Here is a 26090-nt window from a genome sequence, read left to right as displayed (position 1 = left end):
TATCTGCCGATCTAAAAAAAGCATAATAAATGAGAATTGATACGTTTTACACTATTTTTTATCTATATGTGCTATTCGATAATTTCATGATTTTCCAGACTCAAACGGCATTAAAATTAACAGACTGAATTCAATAAATATAAATTCTAATGTCGGATATTCAGTTCAAAGCAACATGTTGATTCAAATTTGTCCAACAAATAAGATTACCGCAATACCCATCATCAGCCCACCAGAAATACGACTGACCACTTGCACTGCAAAAGGTCGGGTTCTGAGTAATTTTTTTGCTGCCATACCGACCAATACATACACCACAGCACAACTCAACAAATGAATCAGTCCTAATGAAATAATCTGTGCTGTCGGAGAAAATGCCATTCGCGGATGAATAAAAGGAGGTAATAAAGCAAAAAACAGCAGCAATACTTTTGGGTTTAAACCACTGATGCCTACCCCTTTAATCAACCATGAACGTGCTGAATCTAAAGATTGTGTTTCCTTGTGATCATTCGAAATTGTTGCTGGATGTATAAAGAGATTGATTCCCATCCATAACAAATAACAGGCCCCTAAAATCGTCATGGCAGTCAACAAGATCGGATAATGCTGCACCAACGCCCCCACACCTGCTGCCACACATAAAATTGCCATTAAATGCCCAAGCACCAAGCCAGTAACTGCATTCAAAATGAACTTGCCTTTGATGCCTGCAAGGATAGCGTAGGCCCAGTCTGCACCCGGTGTAAGTACAAATAAAATTGAAACACACCAAAAAGCAAAAATCACACTAAGTTCCATAAGCGAAGCCCTTCTCACATCACCAACGCTATTTTTTAATAGCTTTTTTTTCACCATTTGGTGAAGATTGTTGAGAAAGGATATGCTTTAATGGTGAAAATGTTATTCCAAATACTTCTATATCTTCAAAGCCCACAGGGAGATTCTTCTAAATGGATCGCATTGATAAGAAAATTATTGCTGAACTACAGGCAAATGGGCGATTATCTATTACAGAACTGGCAGAACGAATTGGTTTAAGCCTGTCACCATGCCATCGCCGTGTTAAAGCTTTGGAAGAAACTGGCGTCATTAAGGGTTACCATGCGGATCTGGAAGCCTCAAAAATCGGCCTCAATTTCTCAGCGATTATCTTTGTGACCTTAAAAGATGGTGATAAAAAAGCCCTGTCCAGCTTTGAAGAAAAAGTCACTGAAATTGCCAACGTCATCCAGGCTCAGCGTTTATTTGGAAATCCAGATTATTTACTTCATGTGGTTGCTAAAGACTTGGCGAGTTTCCAGAAACTTTATGACGACAGTCTGTCGGCCTTGCCCAATGTACAGCGTCTAACCTCAACCATCGTCATGAAAAATGTGGTCTCGAATCGTTTACTGCCGCTTTAAGCAATAATTATCATTTTAGGTAACACTAAAATGTATCAATATGAATAAATTCACATCTTTTCTTTACACAAAGGTAATAAAGATGGGCAACTCTATTAATTTTTTTATCTATCTGTTTGTATTGACCAACTGTTGAAATCTTCGTCTATACTTAGCCATCAAAACTTGATGACTATGGAAAGATGACTTCTCAAACTCCCAAGAAAATTAAGAAAAAGGGTTGGCTCATTTTAGCAATTGTTGTTGCACTTTTAATTATTGCTATCGTGATTTGGCAGACTGGAACTGCTAAAAAATCAAAAGAGGCAGACAAAGCTAAAAATGCAGAGACCACGACACAAAAAGCAGCACTGACCGTTACTGTTGTTTCTCCTCAACAACAGAATTGGAAACAGACTTTCACCGCGAATGGCAATATTGCTGCATGGCAAGAAGTGGTGATTGGCAGCGAACTATCAGGCCAACGCCTCACCCGAGTGAATGTCAATGTCGGTGATGAAGTTCGACGTGGTCAGATTTTGGCTGAAATTAACAGCGAAACCATTCGTGCCGATCTTGCGGCAGCGAAAGCAAGTTATGCCGAGGCACAAGCCGTGCTTGCGGATGCAATCACTAACAACAAACGTATCCAGCAGCTTAAAAATACAGGTGCAATTTCAGCTCAGGAATCCACCCAATATCAAACCTCTCAAGCCACGGCCCAAGCACGTCTTGATGCAGCCAAAGCACAGATCGAAAGTAATCAATTACGTTTAGCACAGACGCAAGTGGTTTCACCAGATAATGGGGTCATTTCAGCTCGTACTGCAACCGTAGGCTCTTTAGCGCAAACAGGACAAGAACTTTTCCGCTTGATCCGCGATCATCGTTTAGAGTGGCGTGCGGAAGTCACAACTTCTGATTTATATAAGCTTAAACAAGGCATGACCGCGCATATCATTTCACCTGATCCTGCCCAACCCGCAGTGACAGGTAAAGTCAGAATGATTGCACCTGTGATTGACCCACAAACTCGATATGGCTTGGTCTATGTGGATATTCCAACAACCCAAGCAGTCCGTATGGGAATGTTCGTTAAAGGTGAATTTGATTTAGGTCAAAAGCTTGCATTGACAGTTCCTCAAACTGCCCTGCTATTACGCGATGGTTTTTCTTATGTGTTTATTGTCAATGACAAGAATCGTGTCACTCAACAGAAAATCAATGTGGGTCGCCGTTTAGGAGATCGTGTCGAGCTCTTGAATTTACCTGCGAATGTGAAAGTGGTTTCTTCAGGTACAGGTTTCCTAACCGATGGCGATCTGGTCAGTATCGCTAAAGACATTCCAGAAACTCCGCTTAGCAAACAACTTGTGACCACACAGGAGAAATAATATGAATTTCTCTGCTTGGTCGATCCGAAACCCAATTCCCGGCATTCTGTTGTTTATTATGCTGGGTTTGGCAGGATTGTTATGCTTTAAATGGATGAAAATTCAGCAGTTCCCAGACATCGAACTGCCGATGGTGACGGTCACAGCGGCATTACCCGGGGCTGCACCACCTCAGCTTGAAACCGAAGTCGCACGTAAGATTGAAAACTCGATTGCCACCTTGCAAGGTTTGAGAAATCAGTACACCAACATTCAAGATGGTGTTGTCACGGTTACAGCGGAGTTTCAACTCGAAAAACCTCTGCAAGAAGCGGTTGATGATGTACGCAATGCCGTGTCACAAGTCCGTTCGGATTTACCTGCTGATCTACGAGATCCGATTGTCAGCAAGATTAACCTTTCAGGCTCTCCAATTCTGACCTATACCATCCAATCACCAAAGATGGATGAAGAAGCCCTGTCATGGTTTGTTGACTATGATATTGCCCGCGCCATGTTACAGGTCAAAGGTGTTGGTGCTGTGGCTCGTGTCGGTGGCGTAACTCGTCAGGTTGAGGTTGAACTCGATCCCGAAAAACTCTTGGCTCTGAATGCAACTGCAACCGACATTACCCGACAATTACGTTTAATTCAGCAAGACGCTTCAGGTGGTCAAACCAAAATCGGTGGAAGTGAACAATCCATTCGTACCATTGCGACCGTAAAAACAGCGGATGAAATTGGCGCAATGGATATTGCGCTCAGTGATGGCCGACATATTCGTCTGGATCAGGTTGCTACTGTTCGCGATGGTATTGCGGAGAGACGCTCTGCTGCCTTATTAAATGGCCAACCTGTGATTGGCTTCGAAATAACGCGAAGTAAGGGTGCCAGTGAGGTTGATGTTGAAAAAGGTGTGGTCGTCGCATTAGATAAACTCAAAGCCGCTCATCCTGATCTCAAAATCAATGAAGCGTTTAACTTTGTAAAACCTGTTCAGGATAACTACGAAGGCTCAATGTCACTGCTGTATGAAGGTGCGATATTAGCCATCTTGGTGGTTTGGCTGTTCTTACGTGATTGGCGTGCCACCATCATTGCTGCAACCGCCCTACCATTATCAATTTTGCCAGCTTTGATTGGGATGTATTTCTTTGGCTTTACTCTCAATACCGTCACGCTTTTAGCGATGTCACTGGTGGTCGGGATTTTGGTTGATGATGCGATTGTTGAGATTGAAAATATCATACGGCATTTACGCATGGGTAAAACGCCGTATGAAGCGGCCATGGAAGCAGCCGATGAAATTGGTCTGGCCGTGATTGCCACAACCTTCACACTGATTGCCGTATTCCTGCCAACCGCCTTTATGAGCGGTATTGCTGGTAAATTCTTCGTGCAATTTGGTTGGACGGCAGCTCTCGCAATCTTTGCCTCTCTGCTTGTTGCGCGTTTGCTTACCCCAATGATGTCTGCCTATATTCTGAAACCATGGGTCGGTAAAGTTGAACAACAGGATGAATCAACAACAGTACAAACTGCCACTGATCAAGGCACAAGCAGTCTAGCCAAAGACCGTGCTAAAGATGGCAAAGTCATGCGTGGCTATATGCGTTTGGTCACATGGTGTCTGAACCATCGCTGGATCACTCTAGCGGGTGCAATTGCCTTCTTTGTCGGTTCAGTCATGCTGATTCCATTGTTACCCACAGGCTTTGTACCCCCACCAGATACAGGACAGACACAAGTCCGATTAGAGCTAACACCAGGTTCCCAGTTTGCAGATACGCTTAAAACAGCCGAATATGCCCGCTCACTGATTAAAGATCATCCTGAAATTAAAAGTATCTATACCACGATTGGTGGCGGTGCTGCGGGAACAGATCCTTTTGCAGGTGGCGCTTCGAGCGAACCACGTAAAGCAACACTGACGATTCAAACCACTGAACGTTCTGATCGTAGTGCCAGCTTACAAGACATTGAAGATCAATTGCGCCAGCGTCTTGCTCCACTTCCAGGTGCTCGTATTCAAGTCGGCTTGGCTGGGAATAACAGTCAATATCAATTGGCTTTATCTGGTGATGATCCTGAAGCATTGATGGCAACTGCGCGTAACCTTGAACGTGAATTACGCACGATTCCAAATATTGGCAGTATTACCTCGAGTGCAGCCTTGATTCGTCCAGAGTTAGTGATTCGTCCTGACTTTGCCAAAGCCGCAGATTTAGGCGTGACCACCTATGACATTGCTGAGACTTTACGAATCGCAACCGCGGGTGATTTCGATCAAAATCTTGCGAAATTAAACTTATCTCAACGTCAAGTCCCTGTGGTGATTAAACTGCCCCTAGCTGCACGTCAAGATCAGGAATTGATGAAACGTTTGATGGTGAAAGGCAGCCGTGGCCCTGTGATGCTAGGCACCATTGCGGATGTCAATATCGAAAGTGGGCCATCACAAATTGACCGCTTCAACCGTCTCCGCAACATTAATTTCAATATCGAATTGAACAACCAACCTTTGGGGGATGTAGCTGCCAAAGTTGACCAACTACCAACCATGAAGAATTTACCACCTACGGTGAAGCGTACCAATATTGGTGATGCCGAAGTCATGCAGGAACTCTTCTCAAGCTTTGGTTTGGCAATGTTAACGGGAGTATTGTGTATCTATGTGGTGTTAGTACTGTTATTCAAAGACTTCCTACAGCCAATCACCATTCTTGTGGCCTTGCCTTTATCTCTGGGCGGTGCATTTGTGATGCTGCTTTTAGCTAAAAGTAGCTTCTCGATGCCAAGCTTAATTGGTCTGATTATGCTCATGGGGATTGCCAGCAAGAACTCGATTCTACTGGTCGATTATGCGATTATCGCAAGGAACGAAAAGCATTATTCGCGATTCAATGCCCTGCTCGATGCCTGCCACAAACGAGCACGTCCAATCATCATGACCACACTCGCGATGGGCGCTGGGATGTTGCCGATTGCACTCGGGATTGGTACAGATCCGAGTTTCCGTGCGCCAATGGCAATCTCGGTGATTGGTGGTTTGATTACCAGTACCTTCTTGTCATTGCTGGTGATTCCAGTGGTGTATACCTTTATTGATGATATTAATCGCAAGATACACAGCTTTAGGAAAACCCCAGTTCAACCTACTGAACCCACTCAATAGTGTTGAATAAAAAAAGACGGTCAAATGACCGTCTTTTTTCTCATTAAGACAGCACTAAAACCAACATAAAAAAGATAAAACTTGCACCCGCCAAATAATATAAATAATGCAGCTTTCGGTTTATCCAGACTAAATCAATCGTAGAGCCAAGTAGTTTTACAAGAGCTAGATTCCAAATCAGTACCACCCCCACCATCCAAAAGCAGACCAGAGCATTTTCAATAAAGCCATATTGCGGATAGATCAAGATCACCAATACCATATAGAACATCAAATTCTTAGGATTAAGTAAGCTAGAAAGTAAGCCAAGCAATAACTGCTTGAGATTAGTATTATTTACTTGTATTTCAAGTTCTTCAGGAATGATATCAATCGAACGACGGGCTAACCGTGCAGCAACAAAGCATTGAAAAGCCAGATATGCGAAATAAGCCACGCCCAACCATTTCATATAGATCAACAACTTGGTATTGATCTGACCCATCAAAAACAAGCTGACATATATTCCAATCAAAATAATTGCATTACCCAGTGCGATACCAAAACACGTATATTGCGCTGCTCGTTGCTTACTTTGTATCAGCGTTTTTAGAATCAAAAAGAAATCTGCACCTGGTGTAAGCAACGCAATAAAATGAGTGATGGCGATGGTTAGAAAAAGCTCCATAGATTCTCTCCCGATAGATGGGAGCGAGCTTAGAAAAGCAGGACAAATTATTCTTGTATAAAATTGCGTAGGCTAAGACTTTTTATAATATTGCTTCGGCGTGATGCCAGTATGTTGTTTAAATACACGATGAAAATGACTCTGATCCGCAAATTCCAACTCGCAGGCAAGCTGAGCTAAATCGCAGCCTGCCCTTAACCGTTGCCGAGCTTGATTCACTTTATAATTCAATTGATAAGCATGGGGTGTTAATCCAAAGTAATGTTTAAATAATCGTATCAAAGCATAACGACTGATGTTCAATTTTTCAGAAAGCTCTTGCAAAGACAGATTCTCAATATTGTCTTCAAGGCATTCCAATAAATCAGATAAATACTGCTGAAAATAATGAGATGACTGTATTTTTTCCCAGTTAAAATTTGGCAACAAAATATCGGTTAGGACCTGAATTAAACAGTGCTCTTTCTGTATCAACGACATGTGAGAATCAAACAAAATAGAATTTAAAGCGCTGAATGCATGATAAAGATTTGAATTATTGATGATATTTGGTTTTAGATTCGGAAAATATAGCGTATCTATCTCTACTTTTAGCTGAATATTTTGCTGTAGCTCCTCGATCAATCCAGCTAACCATGTTGCATCAAGATGCATCATTTGGTAGCTCCAAGCCTGATCAGGTAAAGGATTACAAGCGTGCTCTACATGCGCAGGAATAACCACTAAACTCCCTGCTTGAATGACTTGCTCGTGTGCAAAAGCACTTGAAAAGCGGCTCTGCCCTATATCAACGGCGCCGATTGAAAAAGTAGGATGGCTGTGGGATTTATAACAAATGCGACTTTGACATGCCCTACGTGTTTCGACATAAGGCATGTCTGGATGACTCCAAAATTCAACTGTTGAGTCCAAAATAATTTAAACTCCAACCACTAGGCTGATCACTTTTTATTTTGCCAAAGCTTTTTCGATATCAGCTTCTAACGCTTCTGGCTTGGTTGTTGGTGCATAACGCTCTAGCACTTCACCATTACGCCCAACTAGAAATTTAGTAAAATTCCATTTGATATTACGACTGCCTAAAAGCCCTTTTGCTTCGCGGGTTAAATAACGGAAAATCACATGTGCCTCTGGGCCTTTCACATCAACCTTGGCAAACATAGGAAAACTGACCCCATAATTACGTTGGCAAAAAGTACCTATCTCTTTATTTGTGCCTGGATCTTGTCCTCCAAACTGATTGCACGGAAAACCTAAAACTTCTAATCCTTGAGCATTATATTTTTCATAAAGTTTCTCAAGTCCTGCAAACTGTGGTGTAAAGCCACACTTACTTGCAGTATTTACAATCAGCATGACCTTGCCTTTATAATCAGCGAGCGCTTTTGTTTCTCCCTCTAACAAGTCAGCTTCAAACTGATAAATGTTACTCATGGATAAGTTTCCTCGTCATTCTTTTCTTCTGTTTTAAGTTGTAATGATGCCGAATTCACGCAATAACGCAGTCCTGTCGGCTGTGGGCCATCCTCAAACACATGGCCCAAATGTGCATCGCAATCATGGCAGACAATTTCTGTTCTGACCATACCATGTGACAAATCTTCATGTTCTTCTATGGCAACACCATCAATCGGTCTAAAAAAGCTTGGCCAACCACAACCACTATCGTATTTCGTTTCAGAAGAGAATAATTCCGCACCACAACAACGACATACATAAGTACCATGTTGTTTATTATTCCAATATTGTCCTGTAAATGCGGGTTCTGTGCCTTTCTGACGAGTTATGCGATATTCTTCAGGTGATAATTCTCTTTGCCATTCTCGGTCCGTTTTATTCACTTTTCCCATAACCTGCACCTTTATATTCTGTTATTAAAAATATCATGATGATCAGATTTTATATTTACGCCATTCGAAAAAAAAACTCTAGTCTCAGATCGTACAATTTAGTGAAATTTAAGCACTTAACTTAAAAATAGCAAAAAGAAAGCAAATTAAATTCACTTGGTAAGCAATTTTTAACAATATTGTCTTTTGCGTAAGCAAATATGGTGTTATTCTAATTCCGCACGGTTGTATAGGACAAAAAATGTCTCAGAAAAAAAGTGTGGTTTTCCAAAACTTATTACCAACCATCAGACAATATCAACAATCGGGTTTTACTCATGAAAAAATTGTTGAATTGCTGAGAGATCAACACGATCTAAATTTGGTAAGCGTTGAAACCTTTAAAAGTTATTTATACCGATATGCAAAAGTGAATCCAGCTATGTCAAAAAATACTGTTGTTCCCGAGTCTACCCAATCAAGCCGAGAAATTAAAAAATCATCTAAGCTTGAGCATGTTTGCTACGACATCCGTGGACCAGTATTACGCGCCGCCAATGAAATGGAGGAGCAAGGACACAAGATCATCAAGCTAAATATCGGCAACCCTGCACCCTTTGGTTTCGAAGCACCACAAGAAATTATTAATGATGTTGCTTTAAACCTGCCCAATGCAATTGGCTACACTGATTCAAAAGGGATTTTTCCTGCACGTAAGGCTATTTGCCAGTATTACCAGCAGAAAGGCATTTTTGATATGCACGTTAATGACGTGTATGTCGGCAATGGTGTTTCAGAACTAATCGTGATGGCGATGCAAGGCTTGCTTGATGATGGCAATGAAATGCTGGTGCCTATGCCGGACTACCCATTATGGACAGCAGCAGTAAATCTGTCGGGTGGTACTGCCGTTCACTATAAATGTGATTCTGAAAACTACTGGTATCCAGACATTGTAGATATGGAAAGCAAAATCACACCCAATACACGCGGCATTGTGATTATTAATCCAAACAACCCAACCGGTTCAGTCTACCCACGCCATGTGTTAGAGCAGATTGTGGCTCTGGCGAAAAAGCATGACCTGATTTTATTTGCTGATGAAATCTACGACAAAATTGTTTATGACGGCATTGAACATGTTGCTGTTGCAGCATTGGCTGGCGATCAGCTTTGTATTTCATTCAATGGTTTATCAAAAGCATACCGTATTGCTGGTTATCGTGCGGGTTGGATGGCAATTACAGGCGACAAAGCGCGTGCAGCTGACTATATTGAAGGCTTGGATATGCTGGCTTCAATGCGTTTATGTGCCAACCATCAAGCGCAATATGCCATTCAAACCGCGTTAGGTGGTTATCAATCGATTAATGATTTGATTCGTCCAGGTGGTCGCTTATATGAACAACGCAATATTGCTTGGGAAATGCTGAATGAAATCCCAGGCGTAAGTTGTGTCAAACCAGATGGTGCAATGTACTGCTTCCCTAAACTTGATCCAGCGATCTATCCAATTGAGGATGATGAAAAATTGATGCTAGATTTATTAAGAGCTGAAAAAGTTCTGTTGGTACAAGGTACTGGCTTTAACTGGCCAACGCCAGACCATTTCCGTGTGGTGTTCTTGCCTGCTGAAAATGAACTGCGTGAGGCGATCAATCGCTTAAGTCGCTTCTTGGCGAAGATGCGTTAAAACCGAGCAGCGAAGAGGAGGCAAATAGCCTCCTCTTTATTTTCCAAATCAAATAAAACCATTTATCCGAAATACAGGATATATCAAAAATATTCTATTAATATCAAAAATATAATTAAAAAATTATATGCACTAAAAATAAAAATGTAAAAAGGAGCTATCATGAAAAAAACAAAGTTAGCAACTCAAGCCATTTTACTTATCAGTACTGCGATTGGTCTGATAAGTTGCACTACCAGACCAACTATACTCCACCAAGGGGAATCCCTATTACAAACAGGAAGCAAACGATCATCGATCTTATTTCACTCTAGCCTCTATTATCCAAATGAAATTGCTTTAAATACAGATGGATTTATTATTGGTGTTGAAAAAAGTCCATTAAAAGCCGTCGTACAGGATAAAAAAGATATCCATATTGCCAACATTAACTTTGGCAGAAAGTTTTATGGCACTCAGAAAACCGTAACAGACGAAATTATTGACCATAAAATTCTATATATCTCTCACATACTCGAAAATTTTGGTCAAACACACGGGCAAAAAAACTGCGCTCTTTACGATGTTTATCGAAATATCAATAAGAATAACGCAGATCATCTCCAAACCAACGCCTGCAAGCCATCTCAGCAAAACATCAAAGATCCTAAACAATCGTATTTAGCCAGTTGGGAGGCTTTAGACATTTTATCTACTGCACTTAAAGATAAAATTGCCCAGAACGACTACACGCATATTGTTGTGATCACAATGGGCTGGAATACCACTCAAGAAGAAGCTATGAGGAATTTCAACGCTATCCTCAACAATATTTTTAAGGCATCAGGTGTTCCCAATGTAGATGGAAGCGTCAGTAACGCTAAATTCAAACCTTTGGTTATCGGTGTGACTTGGCCTAGCCAATTTGAAAGTCAAATTTTAAATTCGACGGTCGGTAAAGCGACATCTTTTGTGACTAAGCGAGGTGATGCCGATGAATTAGGTCTAACCTGGCTTGGCGTTTTATTAAATAAAACCATTCCAGCGGCTAACAGTCGTAACATACCTGTTGTTGCGATTGGACATAGTTTTGGGGCGCGTGCCGCTGCCACAGCAACCTGCTTCGGACCAGCTATATACCAAAAATCTGAGAGTGAACTGCAGAACAGTGAAATATTACGCTTAGGAGGTAAGAATGCGAAAACCATGAAAAAACCTGTCCAATATTTAGTGGCATTACAAGGCGCCTTTTCAGAAAAAAGAATCCTAGACAATGATGGGGCAATTAATGGTGTTAACTTTAATGGTTGTGCTGGTGCAGAAAAAATTCTAATGACTGCAACTATACACGATACGGCAGTGAGCAGTGCAATTTGGGGAAGTTATGCTGGAGCAAAGAATAAAGCTTTAATCACCTATAGCCCTCGAGGTATTCTCAAATATTGTAATGAACAAAGTAAAAAACGAATTAACACGCCTAATTTACAATGTGTCAAATCCTCAGCAGAAGGAGACTTACAACCAGTTCTTAATAGAGAGACCAAAATCACCTACGTTGATGCAGATGATCTGATTAATAAAAATTCTTACTTATCTGGAGGCGGTGCTCATAGCGACATATATCGCTATGCGCATGGAAAACTAATATGGAACTTTATTAATGACCCAAAAAACCTTAACAACTAATTGAATATTATAAAAGACATTTCACTTTTAACAGTGAAATGTCTTAACAAGGCTTAGATTTTTTATATTTAAGAATCCGAATCCTGTAGCTCATCCCACTGTGCTTAGTATTCTTTGGCTTTCTTCAAATTTTTAGTCAAACCAAAACCACCTTTTTCATAGATTCGTGCTAAATCCAACAGGGCCTCGTCCTCACCTTGTGTCACCGCCAACTCATAAAATTCCGCTGCCTTTTTATAGTTTTTAGCGACCCCCTTAGCTTCTTCGTATACATAGGCAATATTTGAAGAACCTAAACCATTGCCTGCGCCAGAAGCCAAACTAAATAAGCGCAAAGCCTCTTTATAATCTTGCTTTAATCCAGCCTTGCCTTCTAAATAGAAAATACCCAAATTGTTAATCGCAGAAGATTCATTTTGTTTTGCAGCTAATTGGTAATAACGCAGTGCTTTTTTTAGATCTTGCGGTACACCTTCACCCCCATCATTATATAAATGTCCAAGTTCTGCTTGAGCCATATCTAAGCCAGCATCGGCTGACTTGCTCATCCATTCCAATCCTTTTTGCGTATTTACCTTCACACCATCATCGCCGTAAAGGTATAAATACCCTAAATAATATTGTGCGTAGAGCTGACCTTTTTGTGCAGCTTGGGTATACCATTTCAAAGCGGTTGGATTGTCTTCTTCAATTCCTTCACCATAGTCATACATGTAACCGACTGAAAAGATTGCATCAGCATTGCCCTGTGCCGCTGACTTTTTAAACCATTCCAATGCTTTACCAAAGTCTTGATCGACCTCGTTACCATAATAATAAGCATCGCCTAAATTATTCTGTGCAACGGCATCACCCGCTTTTGCTTGCTGTACAAGCCCTTGACTAAAAGAAACATCATCTGCATGACTCAAGGTAAATAAACTGCTAGTCAATAGTATTGAAAGTACGATATTTTTTAATTTCATTATGTCGCTCGCATTGCTACATTTTTATTCGATTACATTCTAGCTGTAAAACACTTCTTGTAAACTGATATTTATATCCATTGAAAAATCAAAGACTAATTTTTAATATTTTATAAAAATAACAAAGCAAAGACACGGTTTGCCAAAATATTAAGCATTTCATTTTCGGTTTGCATGCTAAACTATGCGTTGCTTTGAAAAAGGATAGTCCTTCTATGCGGTTTGTTCATCTCGGTATCCATACAGAATTCTCGATTACGGAATCGATTGTTCGCATACCTGATTTGGTCAAAGCTGCCGTAAAAGAAGAGATGCCCGCACTGGCGCTCACAGACTTATCGAATCTGCATGCTGCAATAAAATTTTATGAGGCATGTTTAAAAAAAGGGATTAAACCTGTTCTAGGTAGCGTCATTCGACTTAATAATGCAGAACACCGTACAACATTGTTAGCCATGAGCAATAAAGGTTGGCGAAACCTGACTGAAATCGTTTCTCGTGGCTTTATTGAAGGCCAGCAACTCAGTCTCCCTTGCGTACAAAAAGAATGGATACTTGAACAAGCTGAAGATCTAATTATCTTGCTCGGTCAACACAGCGATGTTGGTAAAATGCTCTGCTCTTCCAATCCACAAAAAGCTGAATCGTTATTAGAAGCATGGATTGAAAAGTTTGGAAATCGTGTCTATTTAGCCTTAACACGGACTGAACGTGCTGGTGAAGAAGATTTCATTCAGCAAGCGGTCAAACTCGCTGCAAAATACCAAATTGGTGTTGTTGCACATAACGATGTTCATTTCGTTGAGCAAGATGATTTTTATGCACACGAAGCTCGTGTGTGTATCGCCGATGGCTACGTGCTCGGGGATGACAAGCGTCCTAAAAATTATACACCAGAACAATATTTCAAAACCGGCGAGCAAATGTCTGAGCTATTCTCAGACATTCCGAGTGCCCTGGAAAATAGTTATCACATTGCGAAACGTTGTAATGTCGAATTACAGCTCGGCACTTATTTCTTACCTGACTTCCCTATTCCAGATGGCTATACCATCGACACCTATTTTGAGCATTTGTCTCGTACAGGTTTAGAGGAACGTTTGAATCATCTTTATCCAATTGCTGAACGTGATGAAGATTGGGCAGAAATTCGTAAACCTTATGATGAACGAATCAAATACGAAGTTGATATTATTCTCAAGATGGGATTCCCTGGCTATTTCCTGATCGTTATGGACTTTATTCAGTGGGCCAAAAATAATGGCGTCCCTGTAGGCCCTGGTCGTGGTTCAGGTGCAGGCTCACTGGTTGCTTACAGCTTAAAAATTACCGATCTTGACCCATTACGTTATGATCTACTCTTTGAACGTTTCTTAAACCCAGAACGTGTTTCGATGCCCGACTTCGACGTCGATTTCTGTATCGCAGGTCGTGACCGTGTGATTGAATATGTCGCACAAAATTATGGTCGCCAAGCGGTGTCACAGATTGCGACTTTCGGTACCATGGCTGCGAAAGGTGCAATCCGAGATGTAGCGCGTGTCTTGGGTAAATCTTATGGTCTTGCTGACCGTATTTCAAAAATGGTTCCAACCAAACCGCTTGGTGTCGATCTAGCCACTGCGATTGATATGGAACCTCAGCTTAAAGATATCGTTACCAATCCATCAAATCCAGACAATGACGATGCTGCTGAAATCTGGGAAATGGCACTCAAACTTGAAGGTATTACCCGTAATACAGGTAAGCATGCCGGTGGTGTTGTTATTGCACCAGGGAAAATTACCGATTATTCCGCAGTACTCTGTGATGCAGACGGAACAAACCGCGTCGCGCAATACGATAAAGATGACGTAGAAGCAGCAGGTCTGGTTAAGTTTGACTTCTTGGGTTTACGTAACCTGACCGTCATTGAAGATGCGGTTCAAAATATTAATAAAAGAATCAAGGCTGAAATACCGCTTAATATTGCCGATGTCCCACTGGATGACAAAGATGCTTATCTGGTCTTTGCCAACGCAAATACCACTGCGGTATTCCAGTTTGAATCCGTTGGCATGAAAAAAATGCTCAAGGAAGCAAGACCAAGCAAATTCGAAGAGATTATTGCTTTCGTATCCTTATATCGACCAGGTCCTATGGATCTTATTCCTGACTTTATCCACCGTATGCATGGTGGTGAGTTTGAATACCTACATCCTTTGCTGGAAGGTGTGTTAGAACCAACCTACGGGATTATGGTTTACCAAGAACAGGTGATGCAGGCTGCACAGTTCTGCGCAGGTTATACACTCGGTGGCGCAGACTTGCTTCGTCGAGCCATGGGTAAAAAGAAACCTGAAGAAATGGTGAAACAGCGCCAAATCTTTATTGAAGGTGCGTCGAAGAAAGATATTGATGAAGCCACAGCCAACCATATCTTCGACTATATGGAAAAATTCGCAGGCTATGGTTTTAACAAATCACATGCCGCAGCCTATGCCCTTGTTGCCTACCATACTGCATGGTTAAAAGCACATTACCCTGCTGAGTTTATGGCAGCCGTTTTATCATCGGAAATGCAGAATACCGACAGCATCGTCTTCTTGATTGATGACTGCCGCAATAACAAGTTGGAAGTGCTTCCACCTTCTGTGAATATGTCTTTATATCACTTCCATGCCAGTGATGAACAAACCATTGTTTATGGCTTAGGTGCAATTAAAGGTGTCGGCGAGCAGGCGATGCAGTCGGTCATCGACTCACGGATTAATGAAGGTCCATATAAAGATTTATTTGATTTCTGCCATCGTATTGATCTGAAAAAAATCAATAAACGTACATTGGAAGCCTTGATTCGTGCGGGTGCGCTAGATTGCCTCGGGATTGAGCGCTCAAGTTTAATGGCACAACTACCTGAAGCCGTGCAAGCTGCTGATCAGGCTCGAAGTAACCGTGAAACAGGCATTATGGACTTGTTTGGTGAAGTTGAAGAAGTTCAACGTAAACCTGCCAAGCCTGTAAAACCATGGGCTGATGAAGTTCGTCTCAAAGGTGAAAAAGATACGCTTGGCTTGTATCTCACAGGTCACCCAATTGATGTTTACCGTCCTGAATTAAAATCATTCATTTCAGCAAAACTGAATGAACTCACCCCGACTCGTCGTGGCGTAACGACAGTTTTTGCAGGTCTGGTGGTGGATATTGCCAACTTCCCGAACCGTATCATGATCACCCTCGATGATGGTACCGCACGGGTTGAAATTAGCTGCAACCATGAGCGTTTCCAACGCTATAAGGATATTGTTCGCTTAGAACAGGTTGTGGTGATTGAAGGCGAGATTTACGAGCGCGAAGGTTTTGATCGTCCGATGGCGCGATTAAGCAAAGCTTTTAATTTGAATGAAATTCGCCAGAAACGTGCACAAAGTATTCAAGTTCGTCTCCCTCACGATTTGATGACCAAATCTTTAGCCAAAGATTTACAGGCGATCCTCTTACCTTATTGCAATATCGATATGTGTCAGCATATTGGCCTGCAAATTCTGCTTGAACAAAGCTTTGCAACTGCTGAACTACATTTAGGTGCACAATGGAAAGTTGTGCCACTAGATGAATTACTTGGAAAACTGCGCGATTATTTTGGTAAAGAAACCATTTCCATCGAATATCAAGTGAAATCCAAGGCTGCAAAAGTAGCTGAAGCACCTAAAGTTGCAACGATAGCTCCTCCGCCAGACAATATGTCTATGGATGAAGCCCTTGATCTTTATCAAGCTGAAGTCTCTCAATACTCTTAATTTTGGATGATATATGAACCTGTTTGACTCAAACAACGTGTCCAAACATTTGGATCATGTGCGTATTGTTATGGTCAATACCACCCTACCAGCCAATATTGGTAGTGCCTTACGCGCAATGAAAACCATGGGTTTATCAAAACTTGTACTGGTCGCACCTAAAACCTATCCGCATCCAGATATTGATGCACTGGCTGCCGGTGCTCAAGATTTAATTGAAAAAATTGAAATTGTTGAAACTTTAGAACAAGCCATTCAAGACTGCCATATGGTATTCGGAACCAGTGCGCGTAGCCGTACCATTCCATGGCCACTGCTTGATGTTCGCCCTGCAGCAAAAGAAGCTTTGCAAGCCGCAACTAAACAACAAAATATTGCAATTGTATTTGGTCGTGAAGATCGTGGACTTACCAATGAAGAGTTGGCCTTGGCCAATTATCACTTAACCATTCCAGTCAATCCTGAATATGGCGTACTCAATGTGGCGCAAGCTATTCAAGTGGTGTGCTATGAGTTAAGAATGGCTGCACTTGAGCAAAATGCCCAGGCTCAAGATACGCCAGATGATCACATGCAACTGAAACAGCAACAGAGCATGGAATGGGATGAACCGTTGGTGACACAACAACAAATGGAACAGTTTTATCCTCATTTAGAAAAAATGTTGACCGAAATTGAGTTTTTAGATCCAAATAATCCCCGTTTACTCCCATTACGCTTGCGTCGTCTCTTCGGAAGGATACAATTAGATCGTATGGAGTATCATTTATTACGTGGAATCTTTAGCCGCGTACAGGCATTAGCCCAAGGTTCATGGAAAAAAACCAATACGGAGGATCATTCCAATGATTAAACAGCTTAAAGAAGATATTGAGGCTGTATTTGCACGTGATCCTGCAGCTCGAAATACACTAGAAGTTCTCACCACCTATCCAGGTATTCATGCACTGATTATGCATCGTATGGCACATGAACTCTGGAAGAAAGAATACAAGGGCACTGCCCGTCTGCTTTCGTCATTTAGCCGATTCGCGACAGGGATTGAAATCCATCCAGGTGCAAAAATCGGTAAACGTTTCTTTATTGATCATGGTATGGGCGTAGTGATTGGTGAAACTGCGGAAATCGGAAATGATGTCACGCTATATCATGGTGTGACCTTGGGTGGAACGACTTGGAATAAAGGCAAGCGTCATCCAACCCTAGAAGATGGTGTGGTTGTCGGTGCTGGCGCAAAAATTTTGGGTCCATTTACTGTACATAAAGGTGCAAAAGTAGGTTCAAATGCAGTCGTCACCAAAGAAGTCCCTGAAGGCGTAACGGCTGTCGGCAACCCTGCTCGTTATATTTTCAAAGACAAAACCCAGATCGAGCAAGACGAAGTCAGTCGTCGTGATTATGCAGAAAGTATTGGTTTCCAACCCTATGCAACAACACAAGATCAGTCAGATCCGATTCTGGAAGGCATTCGTGTTTTACTCGATCGCATGCAAAAGAACGAAAAGCGCATGAATGTACTTTGCCAACGCCTGTCTGAAGTTGATCCAAGCTTCAAGCCTCAAAGTTCGAAAACTCAACCATTGAGTAAAGAAGAACTCAAAATTATTGAAGAAGTTAGACGTGAGTGCGAAGCACAAAACAAAACTTCGGCAACATAATGGAATATATAAGAAATGTAACAAGCTTATCATTGCAAGTTGGTTTTGCTTTTCCTAGACTGTTGAAACCAACGATCTACTTCTCATTTAACTAAAATTAATGGATGTAAAGCATGAATTTTAAGCCTTTGGCATTACTTGTACTTTCAACTTCTTTTTTGACGGCCTGTGGTATTGCACCCGTTAAAAAAGATAAGGTTGCTGAACCATTTGTGTTCAAGGAACCAGATCCAACCCCAGCTTTCTATGCTTTAAATCCAATCAAGTACGATGCACCACCAAGTTTTGAAGTTGCGATCAAAGATGCAACCGCTCAACCTGTGACCAAGATGGTAGTGTCATTACAAAGCGATCCGTCAAAAACAACAACGCTTGATGTCAATAAACTGATTATTCCAACAATCGACAGTAAACAACGTAGCATGAAATATGCGGTTCTTGCTGGTGATAATGAAGTTGATGTAACTGAAATCGACGATTTCTTACAATTGGTTGAAGGTAAAGCACGTCACTATCCACCTCGTTTCCCTGAGCGCCAAGAACGTAAAGGTTATGAAGTGAAGCTGAAAGAAACGACACAAAAGTTAGATGCTTTAGCTGAAAAACCAAATGCGTCTCTTGACGTATTAACACGTGCTTTCAAAGCAAGCGTTATGGCGCGTAACTTAGACTTAGGTACCTCTTATACCTCTAAGTCTTTAACTTATGCTCAACGTATTCTTGCGATGAATCCAAGTGATGCTGAAACCAACTTTTGGTTTGGTTTTGGTTTGTCTGAAGGTGGTGGTCAGCGTGAAGCGATTCCATATTTAGACAAAGCGATGAAAGGCGGTGTACAAGAAGCGTATCTTTCTGCTGCAAATAACTACCTTTGGTTAGAGCAAAAGAAAAATGCGATTCAAACCTTAAAGAATTATAAAGTGAGCTACCCAGATGAAGCGGAAGTAACAGATCGCTTAATCAAAGAGGTTGAAACTGGAAAACGCTGGAATATGTGGCAAGTCCTCAACTAATTGCTTGCAGATTCTGCGCTAAAAAATAGACTGTCGTGTACAGTCTATTTTTTTTATCAGTCATTGAAAAAACATTCTATTTTCGTATTATAGCTACAATCTTCCAGCGAACTTGCTGACATATCATGCTAGCATTTACCCCAAATAAACGTCTATTTCTTCTCTCCCTGCTCAGCACCATGGTCATGAGTGGCTGTCAAGTCGTCAGTCTCAAACAACAAGACCTCAATGTTACCATTGCCAATGAGCGTAATAGTATTCTGACGCAAAAGAGATTGAGCGAAGCAAGCCTGAATGTCTTATCCATGTCAGGTAAAGAAGCTAAAATTTGCATGCAGACACCAAATGAGTGTATTGCTGATCTGCATAAAATTCCGCAAATTCAGGATGAACAACTTTTATCAACTTCCAGTGAACTGTATCTTTCAAAAGCGATGACACTGTCTGACTCTTCTGAATGCAAAATCAGTAAGCTGACCAAACATAAGGCCGAAGAAGAACAAAAAACAATTCAAAAAAGCTATGAGCAATGTTTAGACCAAGAGCTTGAAGCTTTAGATAAAAGTATTCGTTATAGTTATGCTTATTTATTCAAGACATCACGCCAACCACAAGAACGCATTTTTGATAACAGACAGGTTCAAATTCGCGACTTCTATAATCAAGCGTTAACCAAACTGGTCAATGTACATAGCCTCAGAAATCCATCTAAAACGATAACGCCAACCATCCAGATTGGCAAAAGCACCTATACTATTGATATCCAGTCTTATCAGCGTCTACAAAATATGAAGCTTGAAAAGTTTATTTCTAGTTACAACATGAACTTTTCTGGCTTAAGAGCAATTAACCGCCGTGATGGTTTCGGCTCGGATTTCGTTGCGGTTTTCCCTTCTACAGATTCAGCTCCTGGTGAAAATAAATACATACTTGATCCATTGAGCTATAAGTACCCAAATGGCATCAACCCTAATATTCATAAAGCCCGCTATTTAGCCGCGACCATTATTGCCCAACCCAAAAATCCAGCAGCAACGGTCAATGATGTTTTAAATAGCCCAAACTTTGAAATCAAAGTTTATGATCCGTATAGCGTAGAAAGCGTCAATATCGCAGGCAAACAATACTCTCTTGCAGCCAACTTCTCCGCACCTTATGGCCTGTGGTTAGCAGAAAATAATCTTGGTGCAGCAGCGTATTTGACTTTAATTGATCGTGATCAGCATTTGACCATGCCGCATTTATATATGCTGGAACCCTATAACCCCAATAAGAAAATCATTGTATTGGTACATGGCCTTGCGAGCAGTCCTGAGGCTTGGATTGCTGTCACCAATGATATTATGGGTGATGCAGTTCTGCGTGAACACTATCAAGTCTGGCAGGTGTTCTACTCGACCAATATGCCGATTCTAGAAAGCCGCTTCCAAATTTATGCCTTATTAAAGCAAGCATTTGGCTCAGTGAATGCCAACGATGCGGCTGCTCAAGATGCTGTTCTGATCGGCCACAGTATGGGTGGCATTATCAGTCGTCTTTTGGTGAGTAATGCTGATATTTCCAAAGAAGCTCTCACCATGATGAATAGCCGTCAGCAAGCACGCTTACGGAAACATCCTGTGATTGGTGAACGACTTAAAATGGAACCCATTCAAAACTTTGATCGTGCTATTTTCTTGGCTGCACCACATCACGGAACAGATTTTGCTGATCGTTGGTTTACATTAGCGGCTCGCAAGATTATCAAACTCCCCGCCACTTTCTTGACTACTCTCGCAGATACGCTCACCAGTGATGATCTGGATCTTAAAGATTTCGTCAAAACTTTGACCAATGATGTGATTCAAAATGGTCCAAGTGATCTCAGTAAAAAATCCAAATTTATGGAGTTAACTGCCAGCATTCCGCCAGAAAAAGATCTGGTGTTCCATTCTATTATGGGCAACATCACCAAAAGTGATGATCCAAATGTCATTACAGATGGTATTGTTCCTTATAAAAGTGCGCATTTAGATGGTGCAGTTTCGGAAAAGATTTTCAAAGGTGGCCACTCTATCCAAGAAACGCCTGAAGCTGTGTTAGAACTTCGTCGCATCTTACGCCAGCATTTAGTTGATCACGGTTTATATAAACCGAAGAACTAAAGACAATAAAAAGCCCCAAATCATTGGGGCTTTTTTAGATTAAATCATTTATACGCCAGAACGGATCATATAATCAAAGGCAGATAGTGATGCTTTGGCACCTTCACCTGTGGCAATGATGATTTGCTTGTATGGCACAGTGGTACAGTCACCCGCAGCAAATACACCTTTGACATTGGTCTCGTTACGATCATTGATCACGATCTCACCACGGTTACTGAGTTCAACTGCACTGTTCTTCAAGAAATCTGTGTTTGGCAATAAACCAATTTGCACAAAGATCCCTGCAAGTTCAACACTGTGTTCAACATCAGTAGCACGATCTTTATATTTCAATGCCGTCACTTGAGCACCATCACCGACCACTTCAGTACTGAGTGCATTTAAGATCACCGTGGTATTCGGCAAGCTGTTTAATTTATCTTGCAACACTTGGTCAGCACGTAGTTTGGTATCAAACTCAACCAAAGTCACATGCTCTACAATCCCTGCAAGGTCAATCGCTGCTTCTACTCCTGAGTTACCGCCACCAATGACAGCAACACGTTTACCTTTAAACAATGGACCATCACAGTGTGGGCAGTACGCAACACCTCGGGTACGGTATTCTGCTTCACCCGGTACATTCATTTCTCTCCAACGTGCACCTGTTGAAAGAATGATGGTTTTCGATTCAAGCTTGGCACCATTTTCCAGTACCACTTCAACCAGGCCATTGGCGGTTTGATCTGCACCTGTGATCTTGCTGACACGTTGCAAGTTCATGATGTCCACACCGTATTCACGTACATGTGCTTCCATGTCTTGGGCGAACTGAGGGCCTACCGTTTTTTGAACCGTGGTAAAGTTTTCAATATCCATGGTATCCATCACCTGACCGCCAAAGCGTTCAGCCACGATACCGGTTTTGATACCTTTACGTGCGGCGTAGATCGCTGCGGTACCGCCAGCAGGACCACCACCAATCACTAACACATCAAATGCATCTTTGGCATTGATTGCCGCTGCATCTTTCTCAGCCGAGTTGCTATCTAACTTGGCAACGATTTCTTCCAAAGTCATACGGCCTTGACCAATATGTTGATTGTCTTGGAATACCATCGGTACCGCCAAGATTTTACGTTCTTCAACTTCATCTTGGAAGAAAGCACCATCAATCATGGTTGCAGTGGTATTTGGGTTGTTAATCGCAATTAAGTTAAGCGCTTGCACCACATCTGGACAGTTATGGCAGCTGAGTGAGACGAACACATCAAAGTTTGCGCTTAAGTTTAAGCCTTTGATCTGAGTCAAGACTTCATCAGAGACTTTCGGTGCATAACCCGATACTTGTAATAATGCCAAGATCAAAGAGGTAAACTCATGTCCCATTGGTAAGCCAGCAAAGAACACACGCGGTTGTTCACCTGCTTTGGCCACACCAAAACTAGGACGGCGAGCGTTTGAACCGTCAAAACGCGCCGTAACTTGGTCAGAAAGTTCAGCAATTTCCGTTACGAGTTCTTTAATTTTTGCAGCTTTGTCCGAGTCATCTAAAGCAGCAACCAACTCGATTGGACTTTCTAAACGTTCTAAGTAAGCTTTTAATTGAGTTTTAATATTTTGATCTAACATGTATGACTCCAAATTCTAAGACGTGCAAATCGGCTAAATTCATTCAATGAAGCTATAGTACGCAAAAGTACTAAATAGGTAAAATAGTATGTTTTTATTAGTTTGATCGGATAAACCGAATTAAGATTTAAAAAACGTCAAGTTTCTGCGTGATTCGAACACGACGATTTTTCAAATGTTTGGCAAGCAGATACAAGATGGTGCTGAACGCGACACTGAATACAATCAGTCCCCACAAGATCACATTCACAATGCTTGAAACCCGTTCTGCTTGCTGTGCCCGTAAATCTAGAGGCTGTGTGAGTGATGTAATACTTTTACCGTAAAGTTGCTGTTGCATGACCCACAGCTGCTCAGGCTTAAAATCATATTCTTTAAACTGAATCGGGTTGTTTTTCTCAGCAGCAATCAATTGATTAACATACTCATTTGCAGTTTTACGATCGACAGGCTGATGCAATAAAGCCACTTGCGCCAAGACATAGGCTTTTTCAGTCGATGAAATATTGGCCTGCTGTAAATCCTGTGCAATCTGACTTTCAACAATATTGTTTTGATAGCTCATCCATTGCTGATAGGCCTGTTTGGTTTCATCTTTCCAGTCATATTGGATATAGGTCAAACCAGACCAAAGTAAGATAAACGAAATCACCCATGCCAGAATACGCTGTGTCCATGCTTGGAAACGCTGCTGAAAAAATTTGAATTTCTTTGCCCAACTAATCAGTAAAAAAGCACCAACAAACGAGACAAAGAGTTTAAGAAACAGCCAGCCAAACCATGATAATAAATTAAAAAAATAATCGACAGGTTGCTTAAAAGGAACAAGATCCTGTACATGATAAGGCAAATCTAAAGCCTGTACATGTATGGAAAGATCAAAGAAACGATAGATAAATTCTTTTTGCAAAAACAGCGCAGCAATTGTAACCACCAACAATGTACTGGTCAGAAAAAACCAGATCATCAAATTGCGTTGACGTTTTTTTAATACATCTAAACGCTGGTCAATGGGCTGTACACTAAAATCGTCTATGGGTGACAATGATCTTTCCTTCAAAAATAAGCAATATCAAGATTTAGGCGGTTGGCTATTCTCAAGCACCAAATGATTCAAATTCTCTTGCAAAGCGCGTAAGCGCGTTGTTGCTTCTGCACGCTTTTGCATACCTTCTTTCTGAATCTGAATCACATCGTTTACTGTTTTAATGAGGGTGTTTTGTACATGTTCAAGTGTTTCAACATCAATCACGGAACGCTGATTGGCTTTGGCCGTATCAACAGAATTCTGATGCAATAGCTCAGCATTACGACGTAATAATTCATTGGTGGTATCATCAATCGCCTTGGCGAGTTGTACGCTGTTCTTTTGTTCTTGCAGCGAAATTGCCAAGCTAATTTGATTCTTCCAAGCAGGTAATGTGATGTTTTTAATCGCATAAAACTTATCCACCAACATTAAATTGTTCGATTGGATAATCCGAATCATCGGCAAAGTTTGCATTGCAGACTGCTGTAAAACATGAAGATCACTCACCCGTTTTTCAAGATTATTTGCCACATGATTCAGGTCATAAATCTGTTGAGTGGTCTGTTGATCTTGTTCCTGACTGGTCAGAGTCGTGATTTGCTGTTGAATATCCTGCTGCTTCAACTGGCCCGCTGCAATATACACTCCCAGTTGTTTATATTCGTCCTGAACAGCATCAAACATTTTATCTAATGTGCCAACACGCGCTTTCAAACCTGATTGTGAACTTTCAATTTCTTTGACCAGTACATCAATCTGCTCTTTGGTGGTATTAAAATGCTGGTCAAAATTTTGTTTGGCACCCTTAAGTTTGCTCAACAATCCACCAAAAAAACCAGAGTTTTTTGATTTATTCAGAATACTTGAAGTATTTAGCTGCTGAGCGACTTGCACCACTTCATTGAGTTTCTGCCCTGTAGCATCCAAGTCTTTATTCTGTACCAAATTTAATAATTCATCGGTATAGGTTGAAGTCTTATTAGCAATATTTTTACCGTATTCAGCCACAGCTGTAGTACTGATTTCAGCCAGTTCTTTATGTGCATCCATCACTTCAGCATAGTCGTGAGGTTGCAAGCCTAGCTCTTTTAAATTCAATTGCTCAAAGCGCTGTTCTGGCTTCAGTTCAATTTCATTTGATGATTGGATCAATTCTGAATCGGACATCATATTCCCCTCTTATTTCTGTAATGATTTCTTCAAATTTTGAATTAACTCTTCTCGGCTCTTATCTAGCTGCTCAATCGTTGCACTAGAGTTTGACTCACGACTTTGCTTTAAATGATATTGCCAAGCTGGAATCAACACCTGTTGTGCCTCTTTAAAACGATCTAAAAGACTAAAGGATAAATGCTGTGACAACTGCATCTGTTTCATCGCAATATCATTACTGCTCTGTAAGGTTTGTAATGTATTGATTTTTTTAGATAGTCGTTCAACAAAATGATCAAGCACCTGCTGTTTACTGAATTGAGGGTATTCCCTTAAAAACTCATCTGCTGCAACAATATAGGCTGCCATTTGTTCTCGTAAACCCAAGGCTTGCTGCAAACGCGACTGGGATTTCTGGATTTCAATCTGCAAGCGTTGGCTTAAATAATTTGCTTCATTGATCAAAAGATCCAAGTCTTTAACATATTTCACTTGTCCAGCATCATATTCAACATCAATTCCCAACCATTTTTGCAATGCATTAAATCGTCGGCTACCTAAATGTTTCTTGGAAAGCGATAATTGCTGAATGATCTGCGTAATGACTTCACTCAGCTGTTGATTCAACTTTGGATCAACACCATTGAGTAACACGCTCTGTGCCTGCACCAAATGATCCGCATAATGATTCAAACGATGCGGATCATTGATTAAAGGCAATAAGTCATTCCGTTTAATCGCCAAAATATGTTCTTGATTTGACTCAATTTGCGATAAAGGTGTTAAGTCGAGCGGTATCGTCATAAAAGTAACAAACAGTCAGAACAAATGAATTTGAACAGATTTAGTTTTAGCATGTTCTCACTATTTCGCATACTTAAATGTTGTTATGTTTTTTAAAGAAATCATCTACCACATTCAATAAAAAACCCTCTAAATTACAATTAA

General features: G+C 41.1%; 20 protein-coding genes. 10 read left to right on the top strand and 10 right to left on the bottom strand.

What is annotated here, in order from left to right; genetic code table 11:
* Nucleotides 1–183: 183 nt before the first annotated feature.
* A complete protein-coding gene (locus tag F887_RS10755; protein ID WP_005293272.1) occupies nt 184–801 on the bottom strand; it encodes a LysE family translocator in 618 nt (205 codons plus the stop codon).
* Between the two features lie 152 nt (nt 802–953).
* Here F887_RS10755 and F887_RS10760 point away from each other — a divergent pair, with 152 nt between their 5' ends.
* The 3 genes from F887_RS10760 (at nt 954) to F887_RS10770 (ending at nt 5933) form a co-directional block, all read left to right on the top strand.
* Nucleotides 954–1406 (top strand): Lrp/AsnC family transcriptional regulator, encoded by a 453-nt coding sequence (locus F887_RS10760; RefSeq protein ID WP_005152264.1) that lies wholly within the window; start codon nt 954–956, stop codon nt 1404–1406.
* Nucleotides 1407–1588: 182 nt separating this feature from the next.
* Nucleotides 1589–2779: an efflux RND transporter periplasmic adaptor subunit gene (locus tag F887_RS10765; RefSeq protein ID WP_005293270.1), complete on the top strand. Its 1191-nt coding sequence runs from the start codon at nt 1589–1591 to the stop codon at nt 2777–2779.
* 1 nt (nt 2780) lies between these two features.
* The gene (locus tag F887_RS10770) at nt 2781–5933 is read left to right on the top strand and encodes an efflux RND transporter permease subunit (protein WP_005293268.1); all 3153 of its coding nucleotides are present in this window, start codon (nt 2781–2783) and stop codon (nt 5931–5933) included.
* A gap of 43 nt (nt 5934–5976) precedes the next feature.
* Here the strand turns inward: F887_RS10770 and F887_RS10775 are convergent, their stop codons facing one another.
* The 4 genes from F887_RS10775 to msrB all read right to left on the bottom strand — a co-directional run bounded on the left by F887_RS10775 (nt 5977) and on the right by msrB (nt 8450).
* The gene (locus F887_RS10775) at nt 5977–6600 is read right to left on the bottom strand and encodes a LysE family translocator (protein WP_005293266.1); all 624 of its coding nucleotides are present in this window, start codon (nt 6598–6600) and stop codon (nt 5977–5979) included.
* A 72-nt stretch (nt 6601–6672) separates the two neighbouring features.
* Nucleotides 6673–7476, bottom strand: a complete 804-nt coding sequence (locus F887_RS10780) for an AraC family transcriptional regulator (RefSeq protein ID WP_005293264.1) — start codon at nt 7474–7476, stop codon at nt 6673–6675.
* Between the two features lie 72 nt (nt 7477–7548).
* Nucleotides 7549–8034: a glutathione peroxidase gene (locus F887_RS10785; RefSeq protein WP_005152258.1), complete on the bottom strand. Its 486-nt coding sequence runs from the start codon at nt 8032–8034 to the stop codon at nt 7549–7551.
* Nucleotides 8031–8450 (bottom strand): peptide-methionine (R)-S-oxide reductase MsrB, encoded by a 420-nt coding sequence (msrB, locus tag F887_RS10790; protein WP_005152257.1) that lies wholly within the window; start codon nt 8448–8450, stop codon nt 8031–8033. The genes F887_RS10785 and msrB overlap by 4 nt, the downstream gene beginning before the upstream one ends.
* 241 nt (nt 8451–8691) lie before the next feature.
* Between msrB and F887_RS10795 the strand changes: the two genes are divergently transcribed.
* Nucleotides 8692–10122 carry a pyridoxal phosphate-dependent aminotransferase gene (locus F887_RS10795; protein ID WP_005293262.1) on the top strand — a complete coding sequence of 477 codons (1431 nt, stop codon included), beginning with the start codon at nt 8692–8694 and terminating at the stop codon, nt 10120–10122.
* A gap of 162 nt (nt 10123–10284) precedes the next feature.
* Nucleotides 10285–11787 carry a hypothetical protein gene (locus F887_RS10800; RefSeq protein ID WP_005293260.1) on the top strand — a complete coding sequence of 501 codons (1503 nt, stop codon included), beginning with the start codon at nt 10285–10287 and terminating at the stop codon, nt 11785–11787.
* Nucleotides 11788–11891: 104 nt separating this feature from the next.
* Here the strand turns inward: F887_RS10800 and F887_RS10805 are convergent, their stop codons facing one another.
* Nucleotides 11892–12752 (bottom strand): tetratricopeptide repeat protein, encoded by an 861-nt coding sequence (locus F887_RS10805; RefSeq protein WP_005293258.1) that lies wholly within the window; start codon nt 12750–12752, stop codon nt 11892–11894.
* Between the two features lie 215 nt (nt 12753–12967).
* On the opposite strand from F887_RS10805, the gene dnaE reads away from it, so the two are divergent.
* The 5 genes from dnaE (at nt 12968) to F887_RS10830 (ending at nt 21346) form a co-directional block, all read left to right on the top strand.
* Complete coding sequence (gene dnaE, locus F887_RS10810; RefSeq protein ID WP_005293256.1) at nt 12968–16531, top strand: DNA polymerase III subunit alpha; 3564 nt, start codon at nt 12968–12970, stop codon at nt 16529–16531.
* 13 nt (nt 16532–16544) lie between these two features.
* The gene (locus tag F887_RS10815; protein WP_005293254.1) at nt 16545–17384 is read left to right on the top strand and encodes an RNA methyltransferase; all 840 of its coding nucleotides are present in this window, start codon (nt 16545–16547) and stop codon (nt 17382–17384) included.
* A complete protein-coding gene (cysE, locus tag F887_RS10820) occupies nt 17377–18189 on the top strand; it encodes a serine O-acetyltransferase (RefSeq protein WP_005293251.1) in 813 nt (270 codons plus the stop codon). Before F887_RS10815 ends, cysE begins: the two co-directional genes overlap by 8 nt.
* Nucleotides 18190–18302: 113 nt before the next feature.
* Complete coding sequence (locus F887_RS10825; RefSeq protein ID WP_005293250.1) at nt 18303–19202, top strand: ABUW_2363 family tetratricopeptide repeat lipoprotein; 900 nt, start codon at nt 18303–18305, stop codon at nt 19200–19202.
* Between the two features lie 125 nt (nt 19203–19327).
* Complete coding sequence (locus tag F887_RS10830) at nt 19328–21346, top strand: alpha/beta fold hydrolase (RefSeq protein ID WP_005293246.1); 2019 nt, start codon at nt 19328–19330, stop codon at nt 21344–21346.
* 48 nt (nt 21347–21394) lie between these two features.
* On the opposite strand, the gene ahpF is transcribed toward F887_RS10830, so the two are convergent.
* From ahpF to F887_RS10850, 4 genes are all read right to left on the bottom strand, one after another.
* Nucleotides 21395–22960, bottom strand: coding sequence for an alkyl hydroperoxide reductase subunit F (gene ahpF / locus F887_RS10835; RefSeq protein ID WP_005293244.1), 1566 nt, complete (start codon nt 22958–22960; stop codon nt 21395–21397).
* Between the two features lie 127 nt (nt 22961–23087).
* Nucleotides 23088–24005, bottom strand: a complete 918-nt coding sequence (locus tag F887_RS10840; RefSeq protein WP_005293241.1) for a hypothetical protein — start codon at nt 24003–24005, stop codon at nt 23088–23090.
* Between the two features lie 27 nt (nt 24006–24032).
* Nucleotides 24033–25157 carry a toxic anion resistance protein gene (locus tag F887_RS10845; RefSeq protein WP_032863106.1) on the bottom strand — a complete coding sequence of 375 codons (1125 nt, stop codon included), beginning with the start codon at nt 25155–25157 and terminating at the stop codon, nt 24033–24035.
* A gap of 12 nt (nt 25158–25169) precedes the next feature.
* Entirely contained in the window at nt 25170–25946 is a 777-nt protein-coding gene (locus tag F887_RS10850; RefSeq protein WP_005293237.1) for a hypothetical protein, read from the bottom strand.
* Between the last annotated feature and the right edge of the window lie 144 nt (nt 25947–26090).

It is taken from the genome of Acinetobacter sp. NIPH 2100 (assembly GCF_000369805.1).
GTDB lineage: Bacteria > Pseudomonadota > Gammaproteobacteria > Pseudomonadales > Moraxellaceae > Acinetobacter.
The sequence above is the reverse complement of the archived record's forward strand: the minus strand, read 5'-3'. Positions and strand labels throughout refer to the sequence as shown.

Coding starts and splice junctions, on each gene's coding strand:
- F887_RS10755 (WP_005293272.1), bottom strand. CDS start 801: ATGGAACTTAGTGTGATTTTTGCTTTTTGGTGTGTTTCAATTTTATTT.
- F887_RS10760 (WP_005152264.1), top strand. CDS start 954: ATGGATCGCATTGATAAGAAAATTATTGCTGAACTACAGGCAAATGGG.
- F887_RS10765 (WP_005293270.1), top strand. CDS start 1,589: ATGACTTCTCAAACTCCCAAGAAAATTAAGAAAAAGGGTTGGCTCATT.
- F887_RS10770 (WP_005293268.1), top strand. CDS start 2,781: ATGAATTTCTCTGCTTGGTCGATCCGAAACCCAATTCCCGGCATTCTG.
- F887_RS10775 (WP_005293266.1), bottom strand. CDS start 6,600: ATGGAGCTTTTTCTAACCATCGCCATCACTCATTTTATTGCGTTGCTT.
- F887_RS10780 (WP_005293264.1), bottom strand. CDS start 7,476: ATGCCTTATGTCGAAACACGTAGGGCATGTCAAAGTCGCATTTGTTAT.
- F887_RS10785 (WP_005152258.1), bottom strand. CDS start 8,034: ATGAGTAACATTTATCAGTTTGAAGCTGACTTGTTAGAGGGAGAAACA.
- msrB (WP_005152257.1), bottom strand. CDS start 8,450: ATGGGAAAAGTGAATAAAACGGACCGAGAATGGCAAAGAGAATTATCA.
- F887_RS10795 (WP_005293262.1), top strand. CDS start 8,692: ATGTCTCAGAAAAAAAGTGTGGTTTTCCAAAACTTATTACCAACCATC.
- F887_RS10800 (WP_005293260.1), top strand. CDS start 10,285: ATGAAAAAAACAAAGTTAGCAACTCAAGCCATTTTACTTATCAGTACT.
- F887_RS10805 (WP_005293258.1), bottom strand. CDS start 12,752: ATGAAATTAAAAAATATCGTACTTTCAATACTATTGACTAGCAGTTTA.
- dnaE (WP_005293256.1), top strand. CDS start 12,968: ATGCGGTTTGTTCATCTCGGTATCCATACAGAATTCTCGATTACGGAA.
- F887_RS10815 (WP_005293254.1), top strand. CDS start 16,545: ATGAACCTGTTTGACTCAAACAACGTGTCCAAACATTTGGATCATGTG.
- cysE (WP_005293251.1), top strand. CDS start 17,377: ATGATTAAACAGCTTAAAGAAGATATTGAGGCTGTATTTGCACGTGAT.
- F887_RS10825 (WP_005293250.1), top strand. CDS start 18,303: ATGAATTTTAAGCCTTTGGCATTACTTGTACTTTCAACTTCTTTTTTG.
- F887_RS10830 (WP_005293246.1), top strand. CDS start 19,328: ATGCTAGCATTTACCCCAAATAAACGTCTATTTCTTCTCTCCCTGCTC.
- ahpF (WP_005293244.1), bottom strand. CDS start 22,960: ATGTTAGATCAAAATATTAAAACTCAATTAAAAGCTTACTTAGAACGT.
- F887_RS10845 (WP_032863106.1), bottom strand. CDS start 25,157: ATGTCCGATTCAGAATTGATCCAATCATCAAATGAAATTGAACTGAAG.
- F887_RS10850 (WP_005293237.1), bottom strand. CDS start 25,946: ATGACGATACCGCTCGACTTAACACCTTTATCGCAAATTGAGTCAAAT.